Consider the following 21,619-nt stretch of genomic DNA (forward strand, 5'->3'; position numbering starts at 1 on the left):
ATTTTATAAATTAAAAATTAAAGGCTGAAGCACTTTCATCTGATAATGCTGCTGTAAGAAAGTTTCGTCTATCTTTTTATTGGAAATCACCATGGAAGCTCCTAATGCAGAACCCAGCGGAGAATGGCTGGACATTACATTATAATGCTGAAAATGATGTGACATCAGTTTCATAAATACATCATTATCGGTAAATCCGCCATCGATATAAATATGCTGAATTTCAGAATTTCCGATGGCATTTGTAATCGTATGAATCTGTAGATCCATCAGTTCGATCATCAGCTGATGATAAGCTTCTTCAAAAGTTGCGAAAGAATTTAAATCGGTCTCGCTGATCATTTTTCTTTTTAAAATAATACCTTCAAAACGGAAATAAACTGCTTTATGCTTCATTAAGCGAAGGTACAAATCCTGGTCAAACTGTACTTCCCTGTGGAAACCGTACTCTTTTCCATAATGCGCACACAATTTTTCGACCTGGATTTTATATTCATTTCCCATGAAAAAACGCGATGCTTTCACACGTTTTCCATCGATTCTCATGTAATTCAGGCAATTGTTTTCGATGTCTTCATCGGTTAAACTCTCATCATTGAAAGGATTGAGAGAAATACTCCAGGTTCCTGTTGAAAGCAGTAAAAACGGTTCTTTTTTGCTTAAAATATACGGTAAGAGTGCCGAAGAACTGTCGTGAATCCCGACCCCGATTTTAATTTTCTTATTTCTGTATGAGGTATTAATGCTTGCCGAAGTCGGCACAATCGGTGGCAACAAGGCATCGATCTCTTCTTCATAGACCCAGTCGTGGTAATCTGCTTTATCGTAATCCCACAGATTGGTGTGGCAACCAATGGAAGTAAATTCCGACACACAGATTCCGGTAAATAAATAAGATAAATACTGGGGTAAATGAAGGCTGTACCGTATTTTTCTGAATATTTCAGGATGTTTATATTTCAACCAGAACAGCTGTAATCCGGAATTCAGCATTCCTGCCTGCGGAGAAGCGGTTTCACGGGCGATTTTAAGTTTACTGCCGTGTTTTTTATAAAATAAATCCAGTATTTCCTCATCCATTGGCTTGGTATAGTTGTACAACGGAGTGAGAACATTTCCTTTCTGGTCCAGATGTACAAAACTTGCCCCGTATGTAGAGAAATTAATGGCTTTTACTTCCAAATTTTCATCGTCCAAAATGGCATTGAAATTATCTTTGATCCAGTTTTGTAAAGCCGCCAGATCTTCCGTTGGATAGCCATCTTCATCAGTCGTAAGGGGAAGTTCCGTATACTCCCGAACGATTTCTTTATAATTTTTATCAAACAGAAAGAATTTTTTATTGGTCTTTCCAATATCAAATACGATGGTTACCTTCTTTTTTTTAGACATTTTCAAGGATGATTATTTATTATCATTGCGAGAGCGTAGCGACGAAGCATATTTTTTATTAAACACTTCTTTTTATTTTTTAACGCAAAGACTCGCAAAGATCTTTTTTAAATACTATACGTTTCTAAGTTCACAAAGGCGTTCTACTTAGCAAAGGGCACAAAGAGAATATACTTTATATTCTGTAAACTCATAATGTTATCTTTAATTATAAAGCCTTTTTAAGCAAAGATTATTTTGTCATTGCGAGGAGCGTAGCGACGAAGCAATCTTTTAATTAAACGCTATCTTTTCATTTAAACGCAAAGCTCGTAAAGAGTTTTTTAATACTATACGTTTCTAAGTTCACAAAGGCGTTCTACTTAGCAAAGGGCACAAAGAGAATATGCCGTATATTCTGTAAACTCATAATGTTATCTTTAATTATAAAACCTTTTTAAGCAAAGATTATTTTGTCATTGCGAGAGCGTAGCGACGAAGCATATTTTAAATAAAAAGTTCTTTTTATTTTTTTAACGCAAAGACTCGCAAAGATCTTTTTTTAAATACTATATGTTTTTAAGTTCGCAAAGGCGTTCTACTTAGCAAAGAGCACAAAGATAATATACTGTATATTCTGTAAACTCATAATGTTATCTTTAATTATAAAGCCTTTTTAAGCAAAGATTATTTTGTCATTGCGAGGAGCGTAGCGACGAAGCATATTTTTTATTAAACACTTCTTTTTATTTTTTAACGCAAAGTTCGCAAAGAGTTTTTTAATACTATAGTTTTTTAAGTTTGCAAAGGCGTTCTACTTAGCAAAGAGCATAAAGAATTTAGCATATATACTTCTATAAAATTCAATAATGTATTTTGTTAAATATTCAATTACATTAATAATTAACACCATTAAGGAGTGTTCAGATATTAAGATCATTAAGAAAAAATCCACTAATTCTCAAGCAATACTGCTTAAACCCCAATAATCCAAACACTTTCAACCTTAATGATAAAAATATAAGGATACATATAATTGAAAACTTTCGATTGCACTTGAAAGTTCAAATTATCATTTTAAAAACAGGTTTATAATCCTGTTGCTTTTACATTCAGGCCTCTTTCGGAAATTAAATTTTCTCTGACTTTCAGATTTCTGTAAGCCGAAATAGGATCAATCGCTGCACCTGTTTGTAATCTTGCAGCTTTTAATAAAGGACGAACATCTGTTCTGTACGCATTCTGTAAAGTTTCCTGGGCACGGACAACGTCATTATTCAGCTGCGCATCTTTCAATGCTTTCTGATCTACTAAAAGTGCCTGAGCATATGCGATTAAAATCGCTTCCAACGACTGAATAAGGTCTTCCAACGGATCTTTAATATTGTGGCTTGCATCAATCATCCAAGCCGGATATGGATTCTGCGGATTATTTTCTATTCCGTATACCAATTCATTGAAAATCAAGAACAATGCGTAAGGTTTTATTGAACCCACTGTTAAATCATCATCTCCGTATTTGCTGTCATTAAAATGGAAGCCACCTAATTTTCCTTTATACATTAATGTCGCCACAATCTGCTCAATGTTTGAATTAGGTAAATGATGACCTAAATCCACTAAAGTATAGGCTCTTTCTCCACAAGCATTGGCTAGCATGAAAGACGTTCCCCAATCCTGAATGGTTGTTGAATAGAAATTCGGTTCGTAGGGTTTATATTCGATGAACATTTTCCAGTCTGCCGGCATTCCTGCATAAATTTCCTTTAAACTTTGCTCTGTTTTTGACAAAGCGGTCTGGAAATTTAATTGTCCCGGAAAGCTTGCCCCGTCTGCCAGCCAAACGGTTAAGCTTCTTGAACCTAGTTCTTCTCCGATTCTGATTACTTCTTTATTATGCTCAACAGCATACGCTCTTGCGTCTTCATTTGCAGCATTTAAAGACCCGAATTTGTAGGATTGCTTTGCTCCCGGTTGATCCTGAAACGTATTGGAATTCATCGCATCAAAAATCAATCCGTGAGATATTGCTTTTTCTTTAATCGCTTTTATATCACCAGGAATATCCCAGGGAATATGAAGCGAAATTGCGCCTGCAGAATGGGTTAAAGAATGAATCAATCCAACATCATCTAATTTCTGCTCTAATGTTGCCGGCTCTCCACCGTAAGAAAATCTTCCGAAGCGCGTTCCTCCGGCGCCCAAGGCCCAGCTTGGAATGGCTACCTGAAAATCGGCTATTTTGTTGACGATTTCAGAAACATTTGCTCCTGATTTCGTGAGTTTATCTGATAAATAGGCGAAGTCTGAATTGAAATTTTCAACTTCATTTTTATTGTTTTGTTCTATACTGTCTTTGTTTATAATCATGGTATGATCTATTTTTCACAGGATTTGTCTTTTATGCGCAGGTTATACCCTGTGCTATTGTAGGTCGCCGCTTCGTGGCTCTGGTTCAAGAAAATTTTAAATCCATTAAATATTTAACATCATATCAAACTTACGATTTAAAGTAAATTCTTTCAGGATTGATACAAAATTATCTTGGGAATGCATTGGCCATTCCGCCGTCTACATTGATGATGTTTCTTTTCATAGGGTTTCACCCTATTCTGCTTTATGTCGCCACTTCGTGGCTTTGAGAAAAAACAATTGATTAAACTGACACAAATATATTTTAATCAATTGCTTACTCTATATTTTTATCTAGGGAACGCATTCGCCATTCCGCCATCTACATTGATGATGTTTCCTGTACTTTTATCTAAAATGGCAACGCACGCAAAAACTCCGTTGGCAATGTCTTCAGGAAGAATTATTTCATTTAAAAGATTTCTTTTGGCATAAAATGCCGGAAGTTCTTCCACCGTAATTCCGTTTGCTTTTGCGCGCCCTTCAGCCCATTCTCCTTCCCAGATCTTGCTTCCTACGATTACGCCATCCGGATTCACGACATTTACCCTGATCTTATCCGCAGCCAATTCGGCAGCTAATAATCTCGTCATATGCTGCTGTGCTGCTTTTGCAGTTCCGTAGGCAACGTTGTTGGGACCTGCAACCAGTCCGTTTTTGCTTGCAATGTTGACAATATCTCCGCCCAGATTCTGTTTTTTCATGATTTCAGTTCCGATTTTCGACAATAAGAACTGCCCTTTCACCAAAACATTTTCAAGAAGATCCCAATCTTTTAGAGTAGTTTCTTCCAGCGACTTTGAGATGGCCAGTCCGGCAGAATGAACGATGATATCTACTCCACCGAATGCCAAAACGGTTTCTTTGAATGCATCGGCAATCGCTTCATCACTCGTTACATCACACTGAACGGCAATTGCCTGGTCTTTGCTGTATTTTGAAATAGCCGATTGTACGGCTTCTGTATTCAAATCCGTATACACGACAACTGCACCTTCAGCAATCATTTTATCGGCAATAGCCTGCCCTATTCCGCCTCCTGCTCCGGTAACGATGGCAACTTTTCTTGACAAAGGCTTCTCCTTCGGCATTCTCTGAAGTTTAGCCTCTTCCAGCAGCCAGTATTCGATATCGAAAGCTTCCTGTCTTGGTAATGAGGTGTATTCTGAAATGGCTTCTGCACCGCGCATTACATTGATGGCGTTCACATAAAATTCACTGGCCACACGCGTAGTCTGCTTGTCTTTTGAGAAACTGAACATACCCACTCCCGGATAAATGATGATGACCGGATTCGGATCTCGCATTGCAGGGCTGTTCGGATGTCTACAGGTTTCGTAATATTCTTTATATTCCTGTCGGTATTGTTCGAAAAGCGGATTTAATTTTTCTAAAATTGCTTTAGAATCGCTTAAATCTTCATTTTTATCTAAAGTGAGTACCAACGGCTGAATTTTCGTTCTCAGAAAGTGATCCGGGCATGAAGTTCCCAGCGGAGCCAGCCTTTCAAGATCGTTACTGTTGATAAATTCCAAAACAGTATCGCTGTCTGTGAAATGACCAATCATTCTGTTTTCCGAAGAAGCCAACCCTCTTAATAACGGCATGATCTGCGCCGCTTTATTCTTACGTTCGTCCGCAGGCAGAGATTCTATTTTTTGTCCGCCAAAAACCTGACCTTTTTCTTCAATTTTTTTAGCGATATATTCGGAAGCCATCTCAATCACTTCCAGACTGTTGATATAGCATTCGTAAGAAGTATCTCCCCATGTGAATAATCCGTGGCTGCCTAAAACAATTCCTCTGATTCCGGGATTTTCATTTAAACATTTTTCCAGCTGCAAACCCAGGTCGAAGCCCGGCCTTTGCCACGGCACCCAGCCCATTGTATCACCCCAGATTTCTTTGGTGATAGCTTCACTGTCTTTGGCGGCAGCAACTGCGATCAGGGCATCCGGGTGAAGGTGGTCTATATGTCTGAATGGAAGTAACCCGTGAAGAGGAGTGTCAATGGAAGGTGCCTTACTCTCAAGATCATAGATACAGTGATCAAACAATCCTACCATTCTGTCTTCATCCTCCAGACCTTCGTAAACATTCTTAAGGTTTCTCAATCTTTCGGTATATAAACCGGCAATTCCTTTTCTTGTTAAAGTCCCGATATCACCTCCGGAACCTTTCACCCACATTACCTCAACTTCTTCATTGGTTAAAGGATCTTTTTCGATGGTTTTGCAGCTTGTGTTTCCACCTCCGTAGTTGGTAATTCTTAAGTCTGCTCCTAAAATATTTGAACGGTATAAAAATAAGGCCACCTGGTCATCTCCAAAAGATGCTGCTTTTTCATCATCCCACAAATAGTTTACGTATCTGAATGTTTTTAGTTTTTCCATTGTTTTACTTATATTCTAAAATTCTAACCCAAAATTAGATTCTTCCATTCTTTACAGCATCCCGTACTATACTGCTAGATGCTTTATTTAAAGATAAATTAACATTCTGTTTTTTAATTCACCTTTTATGGATTATTTTATCTGGTCAGGGTTATTTACTGGTTAATATTTTGTGATTATCGTTAAAAAAGCAAACATCAAGAAATGTAAGCATAAAGCTCTCATTTCTTAATGTTTACGTTATATTATTTTATATAATTAATATCCAGGTAACTGCGAGAGATTAGGATTATCAACCAAAGGATGTCCTGCGGAAGCTGCTGCAAAAGGCAGGAGTTCTGTCTTGTTAGGTACAAATCCGTAGAACAGACCATCTCCTCCGCCTTCAATCCAGTTCGGATACGTTCCTCCGTTTTCAGCAGAACCGGTAGGCTTGGTATAAATGATACTTCCGACCTGCAATCCATTAAACCCTTCAATAAATCCTACTGCTTTTCTTGCATTACCGTTAAATGTACTGGTGTATGCCTGGAACATGTTCACAGGATACCATTTGTCGTCGGCCGTTGAAGTTTGTCCGTTGGCTGCTGCAATATTCTTTAAAACCGTCTGATAAGCTGCATAGTTTGCAGAATTGGTAGGAACCGCCTGAACTGCCGCAATCTGCGCAGGATCTGTTAATTCTATGTAAGTAATCGCCAAAAACGGATCTCCGTAAACCTGTGCGTCTTTGTGGAATTTATAAAGCCTGTACACCGGTGTCGACGCAAACTGATCTGTTCTGTCAGAAAGATTTTTCATGGCCTGTTTTGTAGCATTGATTTCACTGGCGATACGGTTCATTCTGATCAAATCCGTACGAAGCATAAATTCATCGGAAAACTCCCACTTACGCTCCTGAACAAGAGCATCCTGAAACGCCTGCTGACCACTTGGTATTGGCAATGAACCTATTCCGGCACGGTTTCTCACCTGTTGCAGAGCAGCTGTAGCGGCAGCTGTAGGTCCTCCGTTCAGATAATTCTGTGTTTCAGCATACATCAGTAAAACATCGGCATACCGGATAATCGGGATATTCAGGTTACGTGCATCGGCAGCCTGTGGCTCTACACACCAGCTTATTCTGAATTTACCAGGCATAATACAGGAATAAGTAGTTCCCACATCTACCCAGGTATCTGATGCATTCCCAGTTCTCAGGAAATAAATGCTGTAAGAAGTACAGGCAACATCCCTGCGTTTATCTGCCTGATTAAAAGACAGATAATAACTCGGCAATATAAATTGTAAAGCTTTTCTGGAGCCGTAGACCCCTGCTCTTGACCCGGGATGTGCATAAACCCCGAATGCGGAATTGGTATTGGGACCATATTCAGCGATGTGCCAAAGCATTTCCTGGTTTACGGCTGCAAAATTTCTTCTGTCAAAATTGAACCACAACGCTTCAAAACCGCTTTTCCCTCCCTGAGCCTGCACCAGGCTGTTGGTACCTGCATTAATTACAGAAGCGGCTGCTGCATCTGCAATCTGGTACAACTGCTGAACTCTGCTATTATCAGGGCGACGGGACATCGTACCGGCAGATCCTGCATTCAGATCCCAACGAAGAGAATATCCCGCCGCATACAATGCTATTCTTGCTAACAGTGCATTGGCTGACTGCTTATTGAGCCTCTCCGGAGTGCCGTTTGAAGCTGGCAGATTATTTACAGATTCCTGAATATCAGCAATGATACGATCGTAAATTCCGTCTCTTGGAGAACGTTTCGGGTATAATGTGTTCGGGTCGTTAGGATCTGCTTCTTCCAAAGGAATCCATATTGCAGGTACATCTCCGTAAACCCGAATCAAATTGTGATAACAAAATGCACGGATTGCTTTTGCTTCTGCCAGCAAAGCATCGCGCTTCGGACTTGCGGGCATTGTAGGCAATCTGCTGATGGCAATATTGGCTCTTTCAATAACTGCATACATCGCAGCATAAATTCCCGTAACGGTATTTGGGGTATAGGCATCATACTGATAGTTACAAATATTGTATTTGGAATTGTTGGTAGATCCGTCTTCCGCAGAGTGGGTTACCGTATCTCCGGCACCGAGATGATAAAACATTTCAGTAGGAACAAGGCCTCTGTAAAGTCCCTGAACGAAAGCATCTGCAGTTTCTATATTTTCAAATACCGATTCTGTATTGGATGAATTATACGCAGGCTGATCCAGAAAATCATCACTGCAGGAATTGATGCTGAGACCGGCTACTAAAATTGCCGGAACAATGATCAGCGTTTTTATAAGGTTTTTATTATATCTGTTTTTCATGATGTTAACATTTGTATTTAGAAGGTTAAATTAATACCCAGAACATAGCTTCTTGAGCGTGGGAATGAAGAACTGTCGTAGCCCGGTGTAACAGTAACACCGCTGGCTGCAGAGACTTCCGGATCGTATCCTGAATATCCTGTGATGGTTGCTAAATTATTAACGGTAAAATAGATTCGTGCATTGGTGAGTTTAACGTGACTTAAAAATTCTCTCGGAAAAGAGTAACCGAGCGTCACCATAGAAATTCTTAAATAAGAACCATCTTCCACATAATACGATGATGGGTACGTGATGTATCCCGAATTGGTAGTGCTTAAGCTCCAAAGACGGGATTCTTCATCAGGATTCAGTTCTTTTAACCGGACAAGACTTGTTGCAGCCTGGCCCGTATTAGGATCAATCACACGGTAATAATTATCTCCGAATTCCGAAGGCGTATTCTGGAACAGAGCATAAGGACTCAGACTGTGCTTGGTAGCATTATAGATGTCACCTCCAACACTAAATTTTAAGAATACTGCAAGATCAAAGCCTTTGTATGAAAAATTATTGCTGATTCCGCCGATGAAATCCGGGGTTCCGTTTCCTATTTTTACGAGCTTTCTTGTAAACTGATCTCCTGCTTCATTATCTGCAGCAAATTTTATGTCGCCGGGCTTCGGAGTTCCTGATGCAGGTTTTACAACTCCGGGCTTTAAGGTTAATGAACCGTTGGATTCCTGGACAAAATCATCAGTCGTGTAAATTCCCTGATAAACATATCCGTACATATCTCCTAATTCTTCCCCAACGGTAGCATAATAGGTTACCATACCTGACCTGTTACCCCCGACACTGAAATTTCTGAAGGTTCTTCCTTCATCAAGCGATAAAACTTTTGATTTATTGAAACCTATATTGGCATCTGTAGACCATCTGAAATTACCTGATTTTACGTTGATAGAATTTAAGGTGAATTCCATACCAGTGTTCTTCATGGAACCTATATTAAGAAATCTGGTTTTATATCCGGTAGACGCAGGAAGTAAAGTCTCCAGCAACATACCGGTTACATTATTATTATACCACTCGGATGTTAATTTAATCCTGTTATTAAATAAAGCTAAATCAACTCCAATGTTGGTTGACCTCATCTCTTCCCACTGCACCATACGATTTCCCTGAACACTGCTTGTTACCAAGGCTAAATTCCCGACGGTATTATTCATAGGGTAATCGGTTGCTACAACATTAGTCCTGAAAACATTGTCAGGAATACTGTTATTACCAACAATCCCGTATTCAAATCTGAATTTAAGGTCATTAACGTAGTTTTCGATTTTTGAATTTTTCCAGAAACCTTCTTCTGAAACTCTCCATGCAGCAGCTACAGAAGGAAATACACCAATTTTATTATCCGGTCCGAATTTCGAAGATCCGTCGCGACGCACCGTACCGGTTAGAAGGTAACGGTTATCATAATTATAATTTACCCTTGCAAAATAAGAAATCAAGCTGAATGACGTTCTATCCGCACTTTTATCTGCAACGGTCGCATTTGTAATATCATCAAGTCCATAATTTAAAATAGATGGAAACCTTACCAGCCTCATGCTGTTGCTTTCGTTTTCCTCATAGATGATTTCGTTACCGATTAAACCGGTGATTCTGTGCTTTTCACCTAATGTTTTGTTATAGGTCAGCGTATTGGTAATCTGATATCGGTATGCCTCAGAATTGGCGATACTGCCGTTGATCCCTGTATTTATAGGATCAGTGAGGTAAGCACGGGAATTTTTATCTGAAAATGCAGTTGCTTTCGTATTGGTCCAGTTATACGACCCGGCAGTTCTGAATGTAAAATCTTTCAGGAAATCAAATTCCAGACCTACATTGGCGAGAAATGTTCTTACCCTTCTGTTCTGCGTAGATGCAGCCGTTTCAATAAACGGATTTTCTGTATCGAATCCTGAATCAAGGGCTGAAAAATCAGGAAAAGTCTGCATATTGAATAACTGATCCTGGCTAAATAATGTTCCTCCCGTAATAGGCTGCAGCAATATTTTTTTCATCCCTGAATAAGCTCCCCCACCATTTGTAGAATTGGAGGTAAACATGGAACTGAAATCCAATCGTATCCCCTTATACAATTCCGAATTGATATTAGCACGCAGTGAATTTCTGGTTTCATTGAAATTCTGCAATAATCCGTCCTGTTTATTATAGTTATAACTGATAAATGCCTGTGTTTTGTCACTGCCTGCCGAAACGCTCACGTTATGGTTTTGAGTCACACCGGTGCCTCCTAACATTCTTTCCTGCCAGTCTAAAGCTGGCGCAGATCCGTAACGATTGGCTATCCTGTTGAACACTCCGGTGTAAAAACCCGGTGAATCTACCCCAAGGCTATTATCAAAAACGTTACTCCATTGGGTTGTTTTTCCCTGAAGCTGTGCCATTTCATACTGATATTTTACATACTGTTCAGAACTGGAAAGCATATCCAGTTTCTTGGAAAGCATATCAAATGACATGAATGAATTGTAGTTGATGGTAACTCTGCCCTTTTTCCCGGTTTTGGTTTTAATAACGATAATACCGTTGGATCCTCGGGCACCATAGATGGCGATAGCAGAAGCACCTTTCAGTACATCAATACTTTCAATATCATTGGGATTAATAATATTCAGCGCATTATCCAGCTGGAATCCGTCTACAATATAAAGAGGCTCCGTTCCCTGAGTAATGGAAGCCCCACCACGAACGGTAACGTTTGCTCCCGCTCCGGGTGCGCCTCCGGCTGTTACAATATTCAGTCCGGCAGCCCTGCCCTGTAATGCCTGTAAAGCATTCATCGCCGGTGTTGCCGCAAGATCTTTTGCAGAAACTGAAGATACGGACCCTGTTAAATCTGATTTTTTAACTTTACCGTAACCGATAATGACTACTTCTTCAATATCTTTAGTCTTGTCTTTCACAGTGTCACGTACTGCCTTTTGTCCGAACATAAAGCCAGATGCAAGCAAAAACAGCGGTGCAATAAGGGGCTTAAAATTCTTCTGTTTGATTTTAATAGACATATATTAATTTTTACATTACCAAAATACACTGTTACAAAAATTCCGGCATCCTGCAATATCCTGCATCATAATTCTCATAATTTTCATTAAATAAATATCAAATTTTCATTAAACAACAGTTAACCATAAGAATTTAGTCCCATTAAATAGAATTAAATTAACTTTCATTAAATAAAACACCATCTATTTAATGCAAAAAAGGCACATGAAACAGTGCCTTATGAGTTAAAAACTAACTCTGAAACTATATAAATGATGAATAAGTGTAATAATTATCTTAATGAATTTCCGTAACCTACGATTAAAATGGATATGAACATTACAATCATCCCGACTACGATGGTAGAAATTGTTTTCCTGGATACGCCTTTCCATTCTTTAATAACTACTCCCCAAAGATTCGCTATTAAAATGATAAATGCCATGTGCAGAATCCATGAGCTCGGGCCGTTCCCCATTTTACTTTCACCCATTCCGTAGAAGAAAAACTGAAAAAACCACATCGTCCCTGCCAATGCACAGAAAAAGATATTTTTTGCGACGGGAACATTTTTTTTGGTATAATCGGTATAGGATTTATTTTTAAAGGACAAATAAAGACAGCCCATCAGATTGGAAGCCATACCTCCCCAGAGCACCACAATATACGTTACATTGTTCTGGTACAGAAACTCTCCCTGACCGGGGTTTGCAGCCTTCCATGCTTCATTGGCAACCATCGCCATAGGCTTTCCTGCTTCAAGACCGAAATTGAAACATGCGCTCAGAATTCCGGAAATAATGGCAACCGTAAGTCCTAACCCGAATTTATATTCTGTTTTTACAGATGTGCCGTGAGGATCCTTCGATTCATTCTGAAGCTCTCTGTCTTTCATGACACCTGCCTTTCCGCTAATGATAATCCCAACAATACAAACAAGAAGCCCCAATAAAACAAACTGACCCCAACTGCTGGAAAACATTAAACCAATATTATCTTTGCCCTCCTGCGGAGAAAATTCATAAAAAATGGATGGAACAAGCGAACCGATCACCATCGTAAGTCCCAGCATGATACTGCTTCCCAGAGCAACGCCCAGATACCGAACGCCTAGACCGTACATAAAGCCACCGATTCCCCAAAGGGCCCCGAATAAAAAAGTCAGTCCCAAAATTGATGAACTTTCATTCTGAATAATTTCCCAGAAATCAGGAATGGTAAGAAAGGCAGCAAGCGGCGGAACGATAATCCAGGAAAAAACACCTCCTATCAGCCAAAATGTTTCCCACTCCCAGCCTTTTACTTTTTTGTAGGGTAAATAAAAACTTCCCGAAGAAAAGCCTCCTAAAAAATGAAAAATAACTCCTAATAATGCATTCATAATTTTATCATATCGATTGAGTTTGAAAATTAACAAGATGTAATCGATAGCGCATCTTGTAGTGTCATGTACAATACATGTGATTGAGGAAAATTTAAAAAAAGCAAATTTAAAATTTCTCAATTAAAAACCTGTGAGTAAAAAGTGCTTAACTCCACTTTCATGAATCCAATTCAATTGTTATTTAATTGATAAACCTCACTCGCTGCTAATAACAGACAGCCCAGTCCATAATCCTCAAAATCAGGCTCTTTGCTTACAGAAAGCGGTTGTCCGTCTTTAGGTTCTTTTCCCGTTCCCTGAACCCATCCTAAAAATCCGTTCGGCTGAACAGAATCTTTTACAATGGCATTCCAGGCTTTTGTTAAAACAGGTAAATACGTTTTTTCATCAATCAGGTTATTATTGATTCCGTAGGCCATTCCGTATACGAAAAGTGCGGTTCCCGTCATTTCTTTACCTCCGAAATTCGTGGGATCATGAAGGCTTACATTCCAGAAACCGTCTTCTCTCTGAATCGGAACCAAAGCTGATAATAAGTCTTTGTAATCCTGCAGATATTCCTGGTAATGAGGGTCAGATTCCGGTGTATCTTCCAAAGTTCTCACAAGCGCGGCTACTACCCAGCCGTTTCCTCTGCTCCAATAACAATCTTCGCCGTTCGGTTCTTTATAAGGAGGAACAAAACTTTTGTCTCTCCACCAGAGTTTATCTTTTGCATTGTACAATCCACTTCCGCCATGCTTGTATTTGGTAAACGCATACATTTCATAATTCTTGTCAAAATATTTTTTCTCCCCGGTAATTCTTCCAAGCTTGCTATAGATTGGCATTCCCATCTGGAGCGCATCAATCCACCACCAGTCATCCGACTTCCCGGAAGCAATCATGCTGTCCATCGACATCTTTACATATTTAATTCTTTCAGGATTTTTTCTGCCGTCTATCTCGTAAAGATCAAGATAAGTTTGTCCGCATGCCTGATTATCGGCATTTCGGGTAAAGGTTCCCCGCATCATATCCCAATTATGCTTTTGAGACCAATCTAGAGCGTAATTGTAGTATTCTTTTTTAGGATCTACTTTGTAAAGCGCCATCAGACCTTCATAATAAACCGCTCTTGTCCACAGATTACTCGGCCATACTTTTTTTCCGACGACTTCTTTTCCCGGGTCAGGCCATTTGTTCATAAAATACTGATTGGCGCGTTCTGCAACTTCCAGAACCTCTTTTTTATCCGGAATAGTCGCATTTGTGGCTGTACTTTGCTTTTGAACCGAACAGGAAGTCATTCCCGTAATAATCATTGCAAAAAGGCCTGTTGTTAATAGTCTTTTCATTTTATATTTAAATTAAATTATTAAGGTTTAACGGTATAAATATTTGGTTTTGGAACTTCTTTTACCGATTCATCCAGATAATAATCGGTATGCGGCGGCTGATTGTAGCCGACATTCTGCCAGACAATGCTTAATCTGTACTGCGGATTGTGCATTAGAGTATACAATCTGTGCTTCGTGGGAATGGTTGTACTGAAAATTCTCAATTCCTTATTATCGGCTGTTCTGTATATCACTTCTTCGCGCCAGTCTCCGAATAAATCGGCCACCAGGGCAGGATTCTTCTTCGTCCCGTTATTCGATTCACACTTTAAATTTTTAGTATCAAAAATCAGGTCTGACTTTTCATTTTTCCAGTCCCATTTGGAAATAACGGTTCCGTCCAGGATTTCGCTTAAAAAATCCCCATCCCAATAGATTCCCATATTAACGGAAGGGTTTTTGTCGCTGATTTTTTTGCCTTTGGCGGTGTAAACTCCTTTCAGCCCAGCTCCGGCAGCCCAACATTCAGATCCCTCATAACGAGGGTCGATATTCAATGACAACCCTCTTCCCGGCCCTTGAAATTTACCGGCTTTACTGTAGACTGTCGAAGGTAATTTCCAAAGAACTTTTCCCGTTTTCCCATCTCTGAAATGTGCTCCCGCATCATCAAATCTCTCCTGAATATCAAAAATTTCCAGTCCCGGATTGGATGGATCAAGATCGCCGACGTGCAGCGCATCACCATGTCCATAACCCGTACTGTTAAGTACTTTTCCATCATCGTCTACAGTCATCGCTCCGAAAACGATTTCATCCTTTCCGTCATTATCAACATCGGCAACGGTAAGGTTGTGATTTCCCTGTCCGCGGTATTGTTTGTTTTCATCCGAACTTTCCGTATCAAAAAGCCAGCGAAGGCTTAGTTTCTTATCTTTAAAATCCCATGCTGCAATTGCTGTTCTGGTGTAATATCCTCGTGACATAATCACACTCGGCGTTTTTCCATCAAGGTAAGCGACAGCTCCTAAAAACCGGTCGATGCGGTTGCCTTTGGCATCGCCCCAGGTTTCAGTCATTTCTTCACTGGTTGGGTTTAAACTCCCCGAAAATCTCGGGACCTGATAATTGACCGTATGAATTTCAGCTCCGGTCTGGCCGTCAAAAACTGTCAGGAACTCGGGCCCGGAAAGGATCATTCCGTTTTCGTTGACGTAATTTTTAGTCGGATCACCAATGAATTTGCCTTTTCCGTCTTTGCTTCCGTCAGCAGTTTTCATTACAATTTCTGCCTTTCCGTCCTGGTCCAGATCATACACCAAAAACTGTGTGTAATGGGCACCTTCCCTGATATTTTTGCCTAAATTAATTTCCCATAAAAACTGGCCATTCAGTTTATAAGCCTGAATAATAGGCGGGTCTGTCTCTCCTTTTTGGCTGTTGTCCTTTGATCTTCCGGTCTGGTGCAGAATAATTTCATATTCTCCGTCACCATCCAGATCGGCAACAGAAGCATCATTCGGCGTGTAACCTTCTGGTGTTTTTAACGGAATTGATAAATACGGTTTTTGGTTGGCTGTATATTTTGCAAAATCCTGGTCAACGTCCGGATTTTTCGTATTTGATTTTATAAAATACGTGTAATTCTTTCCTTTATCGGCTGTTTTATCTAAAAAATTGGTTTCGCTGAACAACGGCTTTTCGTTCAGTTTTGTGGTCTGATTATTTTCGGTACGATATACATCGAAATGGGTATTGTGAGCTTCCGTTCCCAGCAGGCGCCAACTTACAAAAATGCCGGAATCTGCAGGAATAGCGACAATTCCTCTTTTCAGGTATTCCATTTGTCTCTGGGCAGAAATGGTCTGTGAAAGAAAAATGGCAGATGTAATGAAGATATATTTGATTTTCATAAATCTTTTTTAGTAAGTTTTGGCTAAAGCCGAATTGGAAATCTCATTTTTATTAAACGGGCTAAAGCCCGTTCCCATTAATTTTGCATTGAATATTATGTTTTTGCGAAACCTTATAGGTTTTTGAAACCTATAAGGTTTGTCAATTTGAATCGCTTGCAGCCCGACTTGAACGGAGCTCTTTTTGTCGCAGCAAAGCGGAGATAAAAAAGCGGGAGTGGAAGGCGGAAGAGCTGCCCTAAAAACCAAAATTAATTCAATCGATTGCACAAATTATATTATTTATTGGAAACGTTCTTCAGCAACCACTTTACCCACTCTTCAGTTCCCTGATAATTGGTGAAGTCTTCCGGAAGTTTTTTACCGTCGATATATTCGTTATAACACCAAGGATCACCTAAAGCGAAAACAGTTCCTTTGCCGGCTTTTGCAACAGCCCCAATGTTTTTCCCTTCCGCTGTTAATATAGCTTTTGCCGGTGCTTTCACATCTATTGAACTGACTTCCTTCATATATAATTTCTGTTCAGAGAAAATCTCATTTCCGGCAGGAACCATTACTTTTCCCTGCTCAAATTCTCTTTTCTGAACACGGTTGTAGCTGTCGTCATTAAAATGAATACCGAATTCGCCAGCTAATTTGTTGAAATGTTCAAATTCGGAATTGCCGTTGTCGTTGCTCATTAAAACCAAAACTCCTCCGTTCTTAACCCATTCCACCACGTTTTTAATGGTTTTTGAGTCTATGAGATTGGCTTTTCCTCCGTACGCTTCTTTGTCGATATCCGGATCTACGATGATATAGATATTAGCGTTTTTCAAATCTTTTTTTGAAGGAGCCGTTGTCAAAGTAGTGATTTCCGCGCCTTGTTTTCGGAAAAGTTCGCCCAACATAGAAAAACCGCCATTGGTGGTATCATTCCATGTGTAATGCCATGATTCTAAAGCTTTGGTTTCTTTATTTTCTCTTTTCTCATTGTTGAAAAAGTTGTCCAGAACGACTCTCGGTTTGTTTTGAGCATTGGCAAATCCGAATGCGAGTAGACTTCCTAATGCTAATGTTTTTACGATATTTTTATTCATAAGTCTTTATTTAATATTTAAATTCAATTTATTCTGCTGTAATTTTTAACGCAAAGTCCGCAAAGTTTTTTTTAACTACTAACTGTTTTTAAGTTCGCAAGGGCGTAACTCAACTAAGAACACAAAGATTGTTAATTGCAGACTGTCATTAAAATTATTTTGAGAAATATACAGGAATTAATTGAATTTCGCCATCCAGACCTGAAGATTGCACCTTCCAATCTGACGCATCAAACGGTTTGTAATCAATATTGACGAAATTGATTTCGTGGTAATTTCGCCATTGGATTTTATGTTGATCCATATAGCGGATTCGGTTCGCCATCAAATTTGAAACCTCAATCTGAATGGTATTTTTACCTTTTTTCAAATATTTCCCAACGTTAATTTCAAACGGAAGGCTCCATACAATTCCGGCGTGCTGACCATTGACAATCACATTTGCGCTTTCATATAGTTTATCAAATTTCAGCACAAAATCGTCAGCTTTATTTTTCTTTAATCTGAATTTTGTCGTATAGACTCCGGTTCCTGAAAAGCTCTGTGTGGAAGCATCTTCTGTAAAATTTGTCCAAGGCTGAAGTTTGTCCAGCGTTCTGGATTTCGGAAGCTCGGGACCACCTTCTTTGAATGTCAAATTCCAGTGCTGGTTTAAAACGACCGGCTCGTCTGTTTTTTCAATATATTTCCATTTTGGAAGTGATGAATCCTCATTTTTAGAAATTTTTATAATTAAAGATTCTCCTGATTTCAGTTGAATTCTTACTGAATTATTTTGTGTTTCTGCAATTCCAAATTCACCATTTTCAGGGTTCATTACAACAACCTGTCTTCCTGTAAAATTCAATGGAATATTTTGATTGATTTCTTTTGAGGTATGATTGACGATGTAATAATATTTTCCGTCATCAAACTGTCTTCTGACGAATTTCAGTCCTGTATCCGTCAATTTTTCTCTTTCAATTTTTAATAATTCCAACCCTTTTTCAATATCTGAACTTAATACAATTTTTCCTTTTCCGAAGTTTGCAGATTTTACATTTCCGTTTTGCTGGAAAGGAATTTGGCTCCATAAAGACTGTAATTCGTTTCTTCTTTTTTCCACTTCAACATTCCCCGGAACATCTTTCGGTTGGCTTTGAAAAATCACGGATGCTCCATTCCGAGCTAAATTCAAGATGTTTTTTAAAGTAGATTCAGGTAAATAAGTCAACTGAGGAACAATCAAAACTTTGTAAGAACCTCCACTTTTTGAAAGCTGAATTTTCTGGTTTTCAAGCTGTGCCCCACCAATCATTTTATCCGAAATCATATCCAGAGAATATCCGGATTTCCCTAATTTTTCAAGATTTTCATAAAACGCTGTCGGGTGCAACCACTTTTCAATATTATGAATTTTGAAAGCCATATCTTTTCCTTTCGGGTTTGACCACTGATCGTACACCGGCCAGTACATCAGGATTTCATTGTCAGATTTTCCGCTTTGCAGAACAGATTGTGTTCTTTCGATGTAAGAATTTAAACCTTTTATGCTTGGCCACAAAGAATTTTCCGGGACAAAATTCGTCGAGGCATAAAACAGCCATCCCGGAAACTGCACGTCAGCAGGCGTATACGTTGTTCCGTGGTAAAAAATATGGTTGATCCCCGAAAGGAAAATCTGTTCCGCTTCCGGTTTTACCTGCGACCAGGACGTTTTGAAATGTTCCGTCAGCCAGGTAAAAGATTCATTTGAAATGAGAGGTTTTCCTGTGATATTCGCTGCTGAAGAGGCAAATTTCAACATATTGATATCGGGAACTTCCTTTGTATTGATGTCTTCCAGATTTCTTTTCAAACCCTGAATATCAAATTTTGTGCTTCCGAAAGTTTCAGATTCGGGAATATCGACTGCAGCATATAAATCCAGCAAATTTCCCGGTGAGCCATGTGCCTGATTGGTATTTTTTGAATTTTTAGAATGTGCCCAATTGGTGAAATTTTCGGTGAAATTATGCAGAATCAGCTCACTCATCGTTTCGCGGTAATCGGATTTTATTCTTCCAGCAATTTCACTTTCATTATCACTTACCAAATATTTGATGTAAGGACTTAAATCATACCCTCTTCTTTTTTTGAATTCCTCCTTAAAATCGGCAGTCCAATCGGCATTATACACCTCGTAACTGTCATTGAAAAATGAACGGACTCCGTAATTAGAGTTTCCAAATGCTTTATCGAATGTTTCCAGATAATCTTTGGTCGCGGTTGGCGAAAAATGGTCTAACGTGTATCCATCGCCACCGGGAGCGGCACGCTTTACTTTTTGCAGCGTTTTAGCTGTAAAAACTGCGTAAACTGACCATTTACCTAAAGTTGGATTCCAGTTCAAAGTGCCATCTGCACTGATTTTATCCGTTAAAACTATTGCTTCGTTTTTTTCATTGTAAGCCGTGACAATATCGAGTTTTATGGTTTTTAAATTCTTCTGTTTTTCGTCTTTCAGAACAATTTTTTCTGGAAATTTTTCATTGGGCTGAATTTCATAAATATGAACAATCATTTTTGTGGCAGCATCTTCTTCACCCACTTGTGGCCCGCCGATCGGCCAGCCTGTTCCGACCGCCATATCAACGCCCATATTCAGGTTTTTAGCTTTAGTGGTGGTAAACCGGAGCATTTTCATCCATTCCGGAGAAAGATAATTGATGTATTGATTTTCAAATCCTTTTGCCCCATAAATCGGAACGATTTCTACGCCGCCGAAACCTGCTTCGGAAAGGGTTTCCAATTGTTTATTTAAGCCTTTTTCGTCAACCGCACTTCCCATCCACCACCAGCGCGTCCACGGCTGAGCGGTGTTGGTCGCTTTTGGCCACGGATTCTGTGCGGAGAGATTTCCGAAGGCAAAACAGAGAATGCTTATTTTTATAATTTTACGAATATTCACTTTTTACTTGTTTAATTTAACCACAAAAGTCACAAAAGTTTTTAAACACATTAGTTGTTTAAGTTTGTGATTCCAATGCTTAGAAGAAACATTAGTTTAAAAATCAAAGATTTTTATTAGTGTTTTTCCAATCAATTTCCATCAGGTTTTAAAGATTCCATAAAAACAGATTCCGGCCAGTGGAATTTTTCGACATCATCAGGTTTATTTGGGTTAAAATTTTTATAATTATCTGAAATGTATTTCTTCAAAGGCAATTTTTGGTCAACGATTGATTTTATGACACATTTTGCCAGTTCGTACGCTCCGTAAGTATTGAAATGCGTGTCGTCAGCTAAAGCTTTCGGCTGATTCGGGTAAGAATTCGCCGGATAGTAGACAAAAGCTTTCTTCGCCGCTTCCGGTCCCATCGCTTCAAACAAAGTTTTGCTTAACGCATTCAAATCAATTAAATCTACTTTTTCTTCTTTTGCAATTTCCCTCATCGCATCAGGAAAATCATCCAGCGTGTTGATTATTTTATTGTTTTCATCAAACACTCTGCGATTCATTGAAGTCACTAAAACCGGAACGGCTCCCAATTGTCTGGCTTTTTGAATCCATTCTTTTAATCTTTTTCGATAACCTGATTTTTCGCTGTTTCCTGCTTTTTGGTCGTTGTGTCCGAACTGGATGAACAAGTAATCGCCGGGCTTTATCTGAGTCCAGATTTTATCGATTCGATGACGGTCTTCAAATGCCTTTAAGGTTTCTCCGCTTTCCGCATAATTGGCAATTACCACTTCATTCGGAATAAAAAAGTACGGCAGCATCTGTCCCCACGACGCCCACGGTTCGTACTGCGCATCAACAACTGTTGAATCACCAGTTAAATAAATCGTTTTCGCTGTTTTATCGGGCTGAATAATGACCGAACAAACTTTCGGAGCTTTATCATTAAATTCAATCGTCAGCAAATTGTCCCAATGCAGGTATTTTCTTTCTCTCGGTTTTAGTTTTACAATTCCTATATTTTGTCCCTTTTGGTTTCTGATGATGCTGTCTTTTACGTGAACCGTCATTGTTTTTTCCACAATTTCGCCTTTTTTTGTTTTGACGTCATTCATCATCAGGCGACGGTTTTCAAGCCGAACTGTTGTTTCAGAGATTCCTTTTGTATCACCTAAATTCAGTAGAATATCATAATTTCCTTCAGGAATAACTACCGAAAAATAGAAAGGTTTGTCGCTCGTGATAAAGTCTCCTGTCAGAGCATTACCACCGTTATCAACCGATTTTAAACCGGCAATATCCATAAATCCGTAGCCTGTTTTTTTATTAAATTTTGAAGTTGAAGTAACAGGAATAAATCCGCTTTCGATCCTCTTCCCGCCAAAATCAAATTTGAAAGCTGTCTGTTGGGCAAACATCAACGAACAGATAAAAAATATTAAAAAAAGAATTGGGCTTTTCATT

Annotated in this window: 10 protein-coding genes and 2 pseudogenes; all 12 read right to left on the reverse strand. The window is 39.1% G+C overall.

The annotated features are described in order from the left end of the window. Nucleotides 1-3 precede the first annotated feature (3 nt). The gene (locus tag ACYT6F_RS16655; RefSeq protein WP_472598750.1) at nucleotides 4-1,392 is read right to left on the reverse strand and encodes an FGGY-family carbohydrate kinase; all 1,389 of its coding nucleotides are present in this window, start codon (nucleotides 1,390-1,392) and stop codon (nucleotides 4-6) included. A gap of 1,068 nt (nucleotides 1,393-2,460) precedes the next feature. After that, complete coding sequence (locus ACYT6F_RS16660) at nucleotides 2,461-3,741, reverse strand: sugar isomerase (protein ID WP_472598751.1); 1,281 nt, start codon at nucleotides 3,739-3,741, stop codon at nucleotides 2,461-2,463. A 332-nt stretch (nucleotides 3,742-4,073) separates the two neighbouring features. After that, the gene (locus tag ACYT6F_RS16665; protein ID WP_472598752.1) at nucleotides 4,074-6,176 is read right to left on the reverse strand and encodes a bifunctional aldolase/short-chain dehydrogenase; all 2,103 of its coding nucleotides are present in this window, start codon (nucleotides 6,174-6,176) and stop codon (nucleotides 4,074-4,076) included. Nucleotides 6,177-6,434: 258 nt separating this feature from the next. Then, nucleotides 6,435-7,358: pseudogene (locus ACYT6F_RS16670) on the reverse strand (RagB/SusD family nutrient uptake outer membrane protein); the annotation flags it as partial. Nucleotides 7,359-7,814: 456 nt separating this feature from the next. After that, nucleotides 7,815-8,495, reverse strand: a pseudogene (locus ACYT6F_RS16675) (RagB/SusD family nutrient uptake outer membrane protein); the annotation flags it as partial. A gap of 17 nt (nucleotides 8,496-8,512) precedes the next feature. Beyond that, entirely contained in the window at nucleotides 8,513-11,557 is a 3,045-nt protein-coding gene (locus ACYT6F_RS16680; protein ID WP_472598753.1) for a SusC/RagA family TonB-linked outer membrane protein, read from the reverse strand. 272 nt (nucleotides 11,558-11,829) lie between these two features. After that, complete coding sequence (gene rhaT / locus ACYT6F_RS16685; RefSeq protein WP_472598754.1) at nucleotides 11,830-12,918, reverse strand: L-rhamnose/proton symporter RhaT; 1,089 nt, start codon at nucleotides 12,916-12,918, stop codon at nucleotides 11,830-11,832. A 173-nt stretch (nucleotides 12,919-13,091) separates the two neighbouring features. Further along, complete coding sequence (locus ACYT6F_RS16690) at nucleotides 13,092-14,258, reverse strand: glycoside hydrolase family 88/105 protein (RefSeq protein WP_472598755.1); 1,167 nt, start codon at nucleotides 14,256-14,258, stop codon at nucleotides 13,092-13,094. A 20-nt stretch (nucleotides 14,259-14,278) separates the two neighbouring features. Further along, nucleotides 14,279-16,153 (reverse strand): rhamnogalacturonan lyase, encoded by a 1,875-nt coding sequence (locus tag ACYT6F_RS16695; RefSeq protein ID WP_472598756.1) that lies wholly within the window; start codon nucleotides 16,151-16,153, stop codon nucleotides 14,279-14,281. A 278-nt stretch (nucleotides 16,154-16,431) separates the two neighbouring features. After that, the gene (locus tag ACYT6F_RS16700) at nucleotides 16,432-17,235 is read right to left on the reverse strand and encodes a DUF4350 domain-containing protein (RefSeq protein WP_472598757.1); all 804 of its coding nucleotides are present in this window, start codon (nucleotides 17,233-17,235) and stop codon (nucleotides 16,432-16,434) included. Nucleotides 17,236-17,389: 154 nt separating this feature from the next. Next, a complete protein-coding gene (locus ACYT6F_RS16705) occupies nucleotides 17,390-20,164 on the reverse strand; it encodes a glycosyl hydrolase (protein WP_472598758.1) in 2,775 nt (924 codons plus the stop codon). Between the two features lie 131 nt (nucleotides 20,165-20,295). Further along, nucleotides 20,296-21,618: a rhamnogalacturonan acetylesterase gene (locus tag ACYT6F_RS16710; RefSeq protein WP_472598759.1), complete on the reverse strand. Its 1,323-nt coding sequence runs from the start codon at nucleotides 21,616-21,618 to the stop codon at nucleotides 20,296-20,298. Between the last annotated feature and the right edge of the window lies 1 nt (nucleotide 21,619).

It is taken from the genome of Chryseobacterium sp. NG-CE01 (assembly GCF_055695505.1).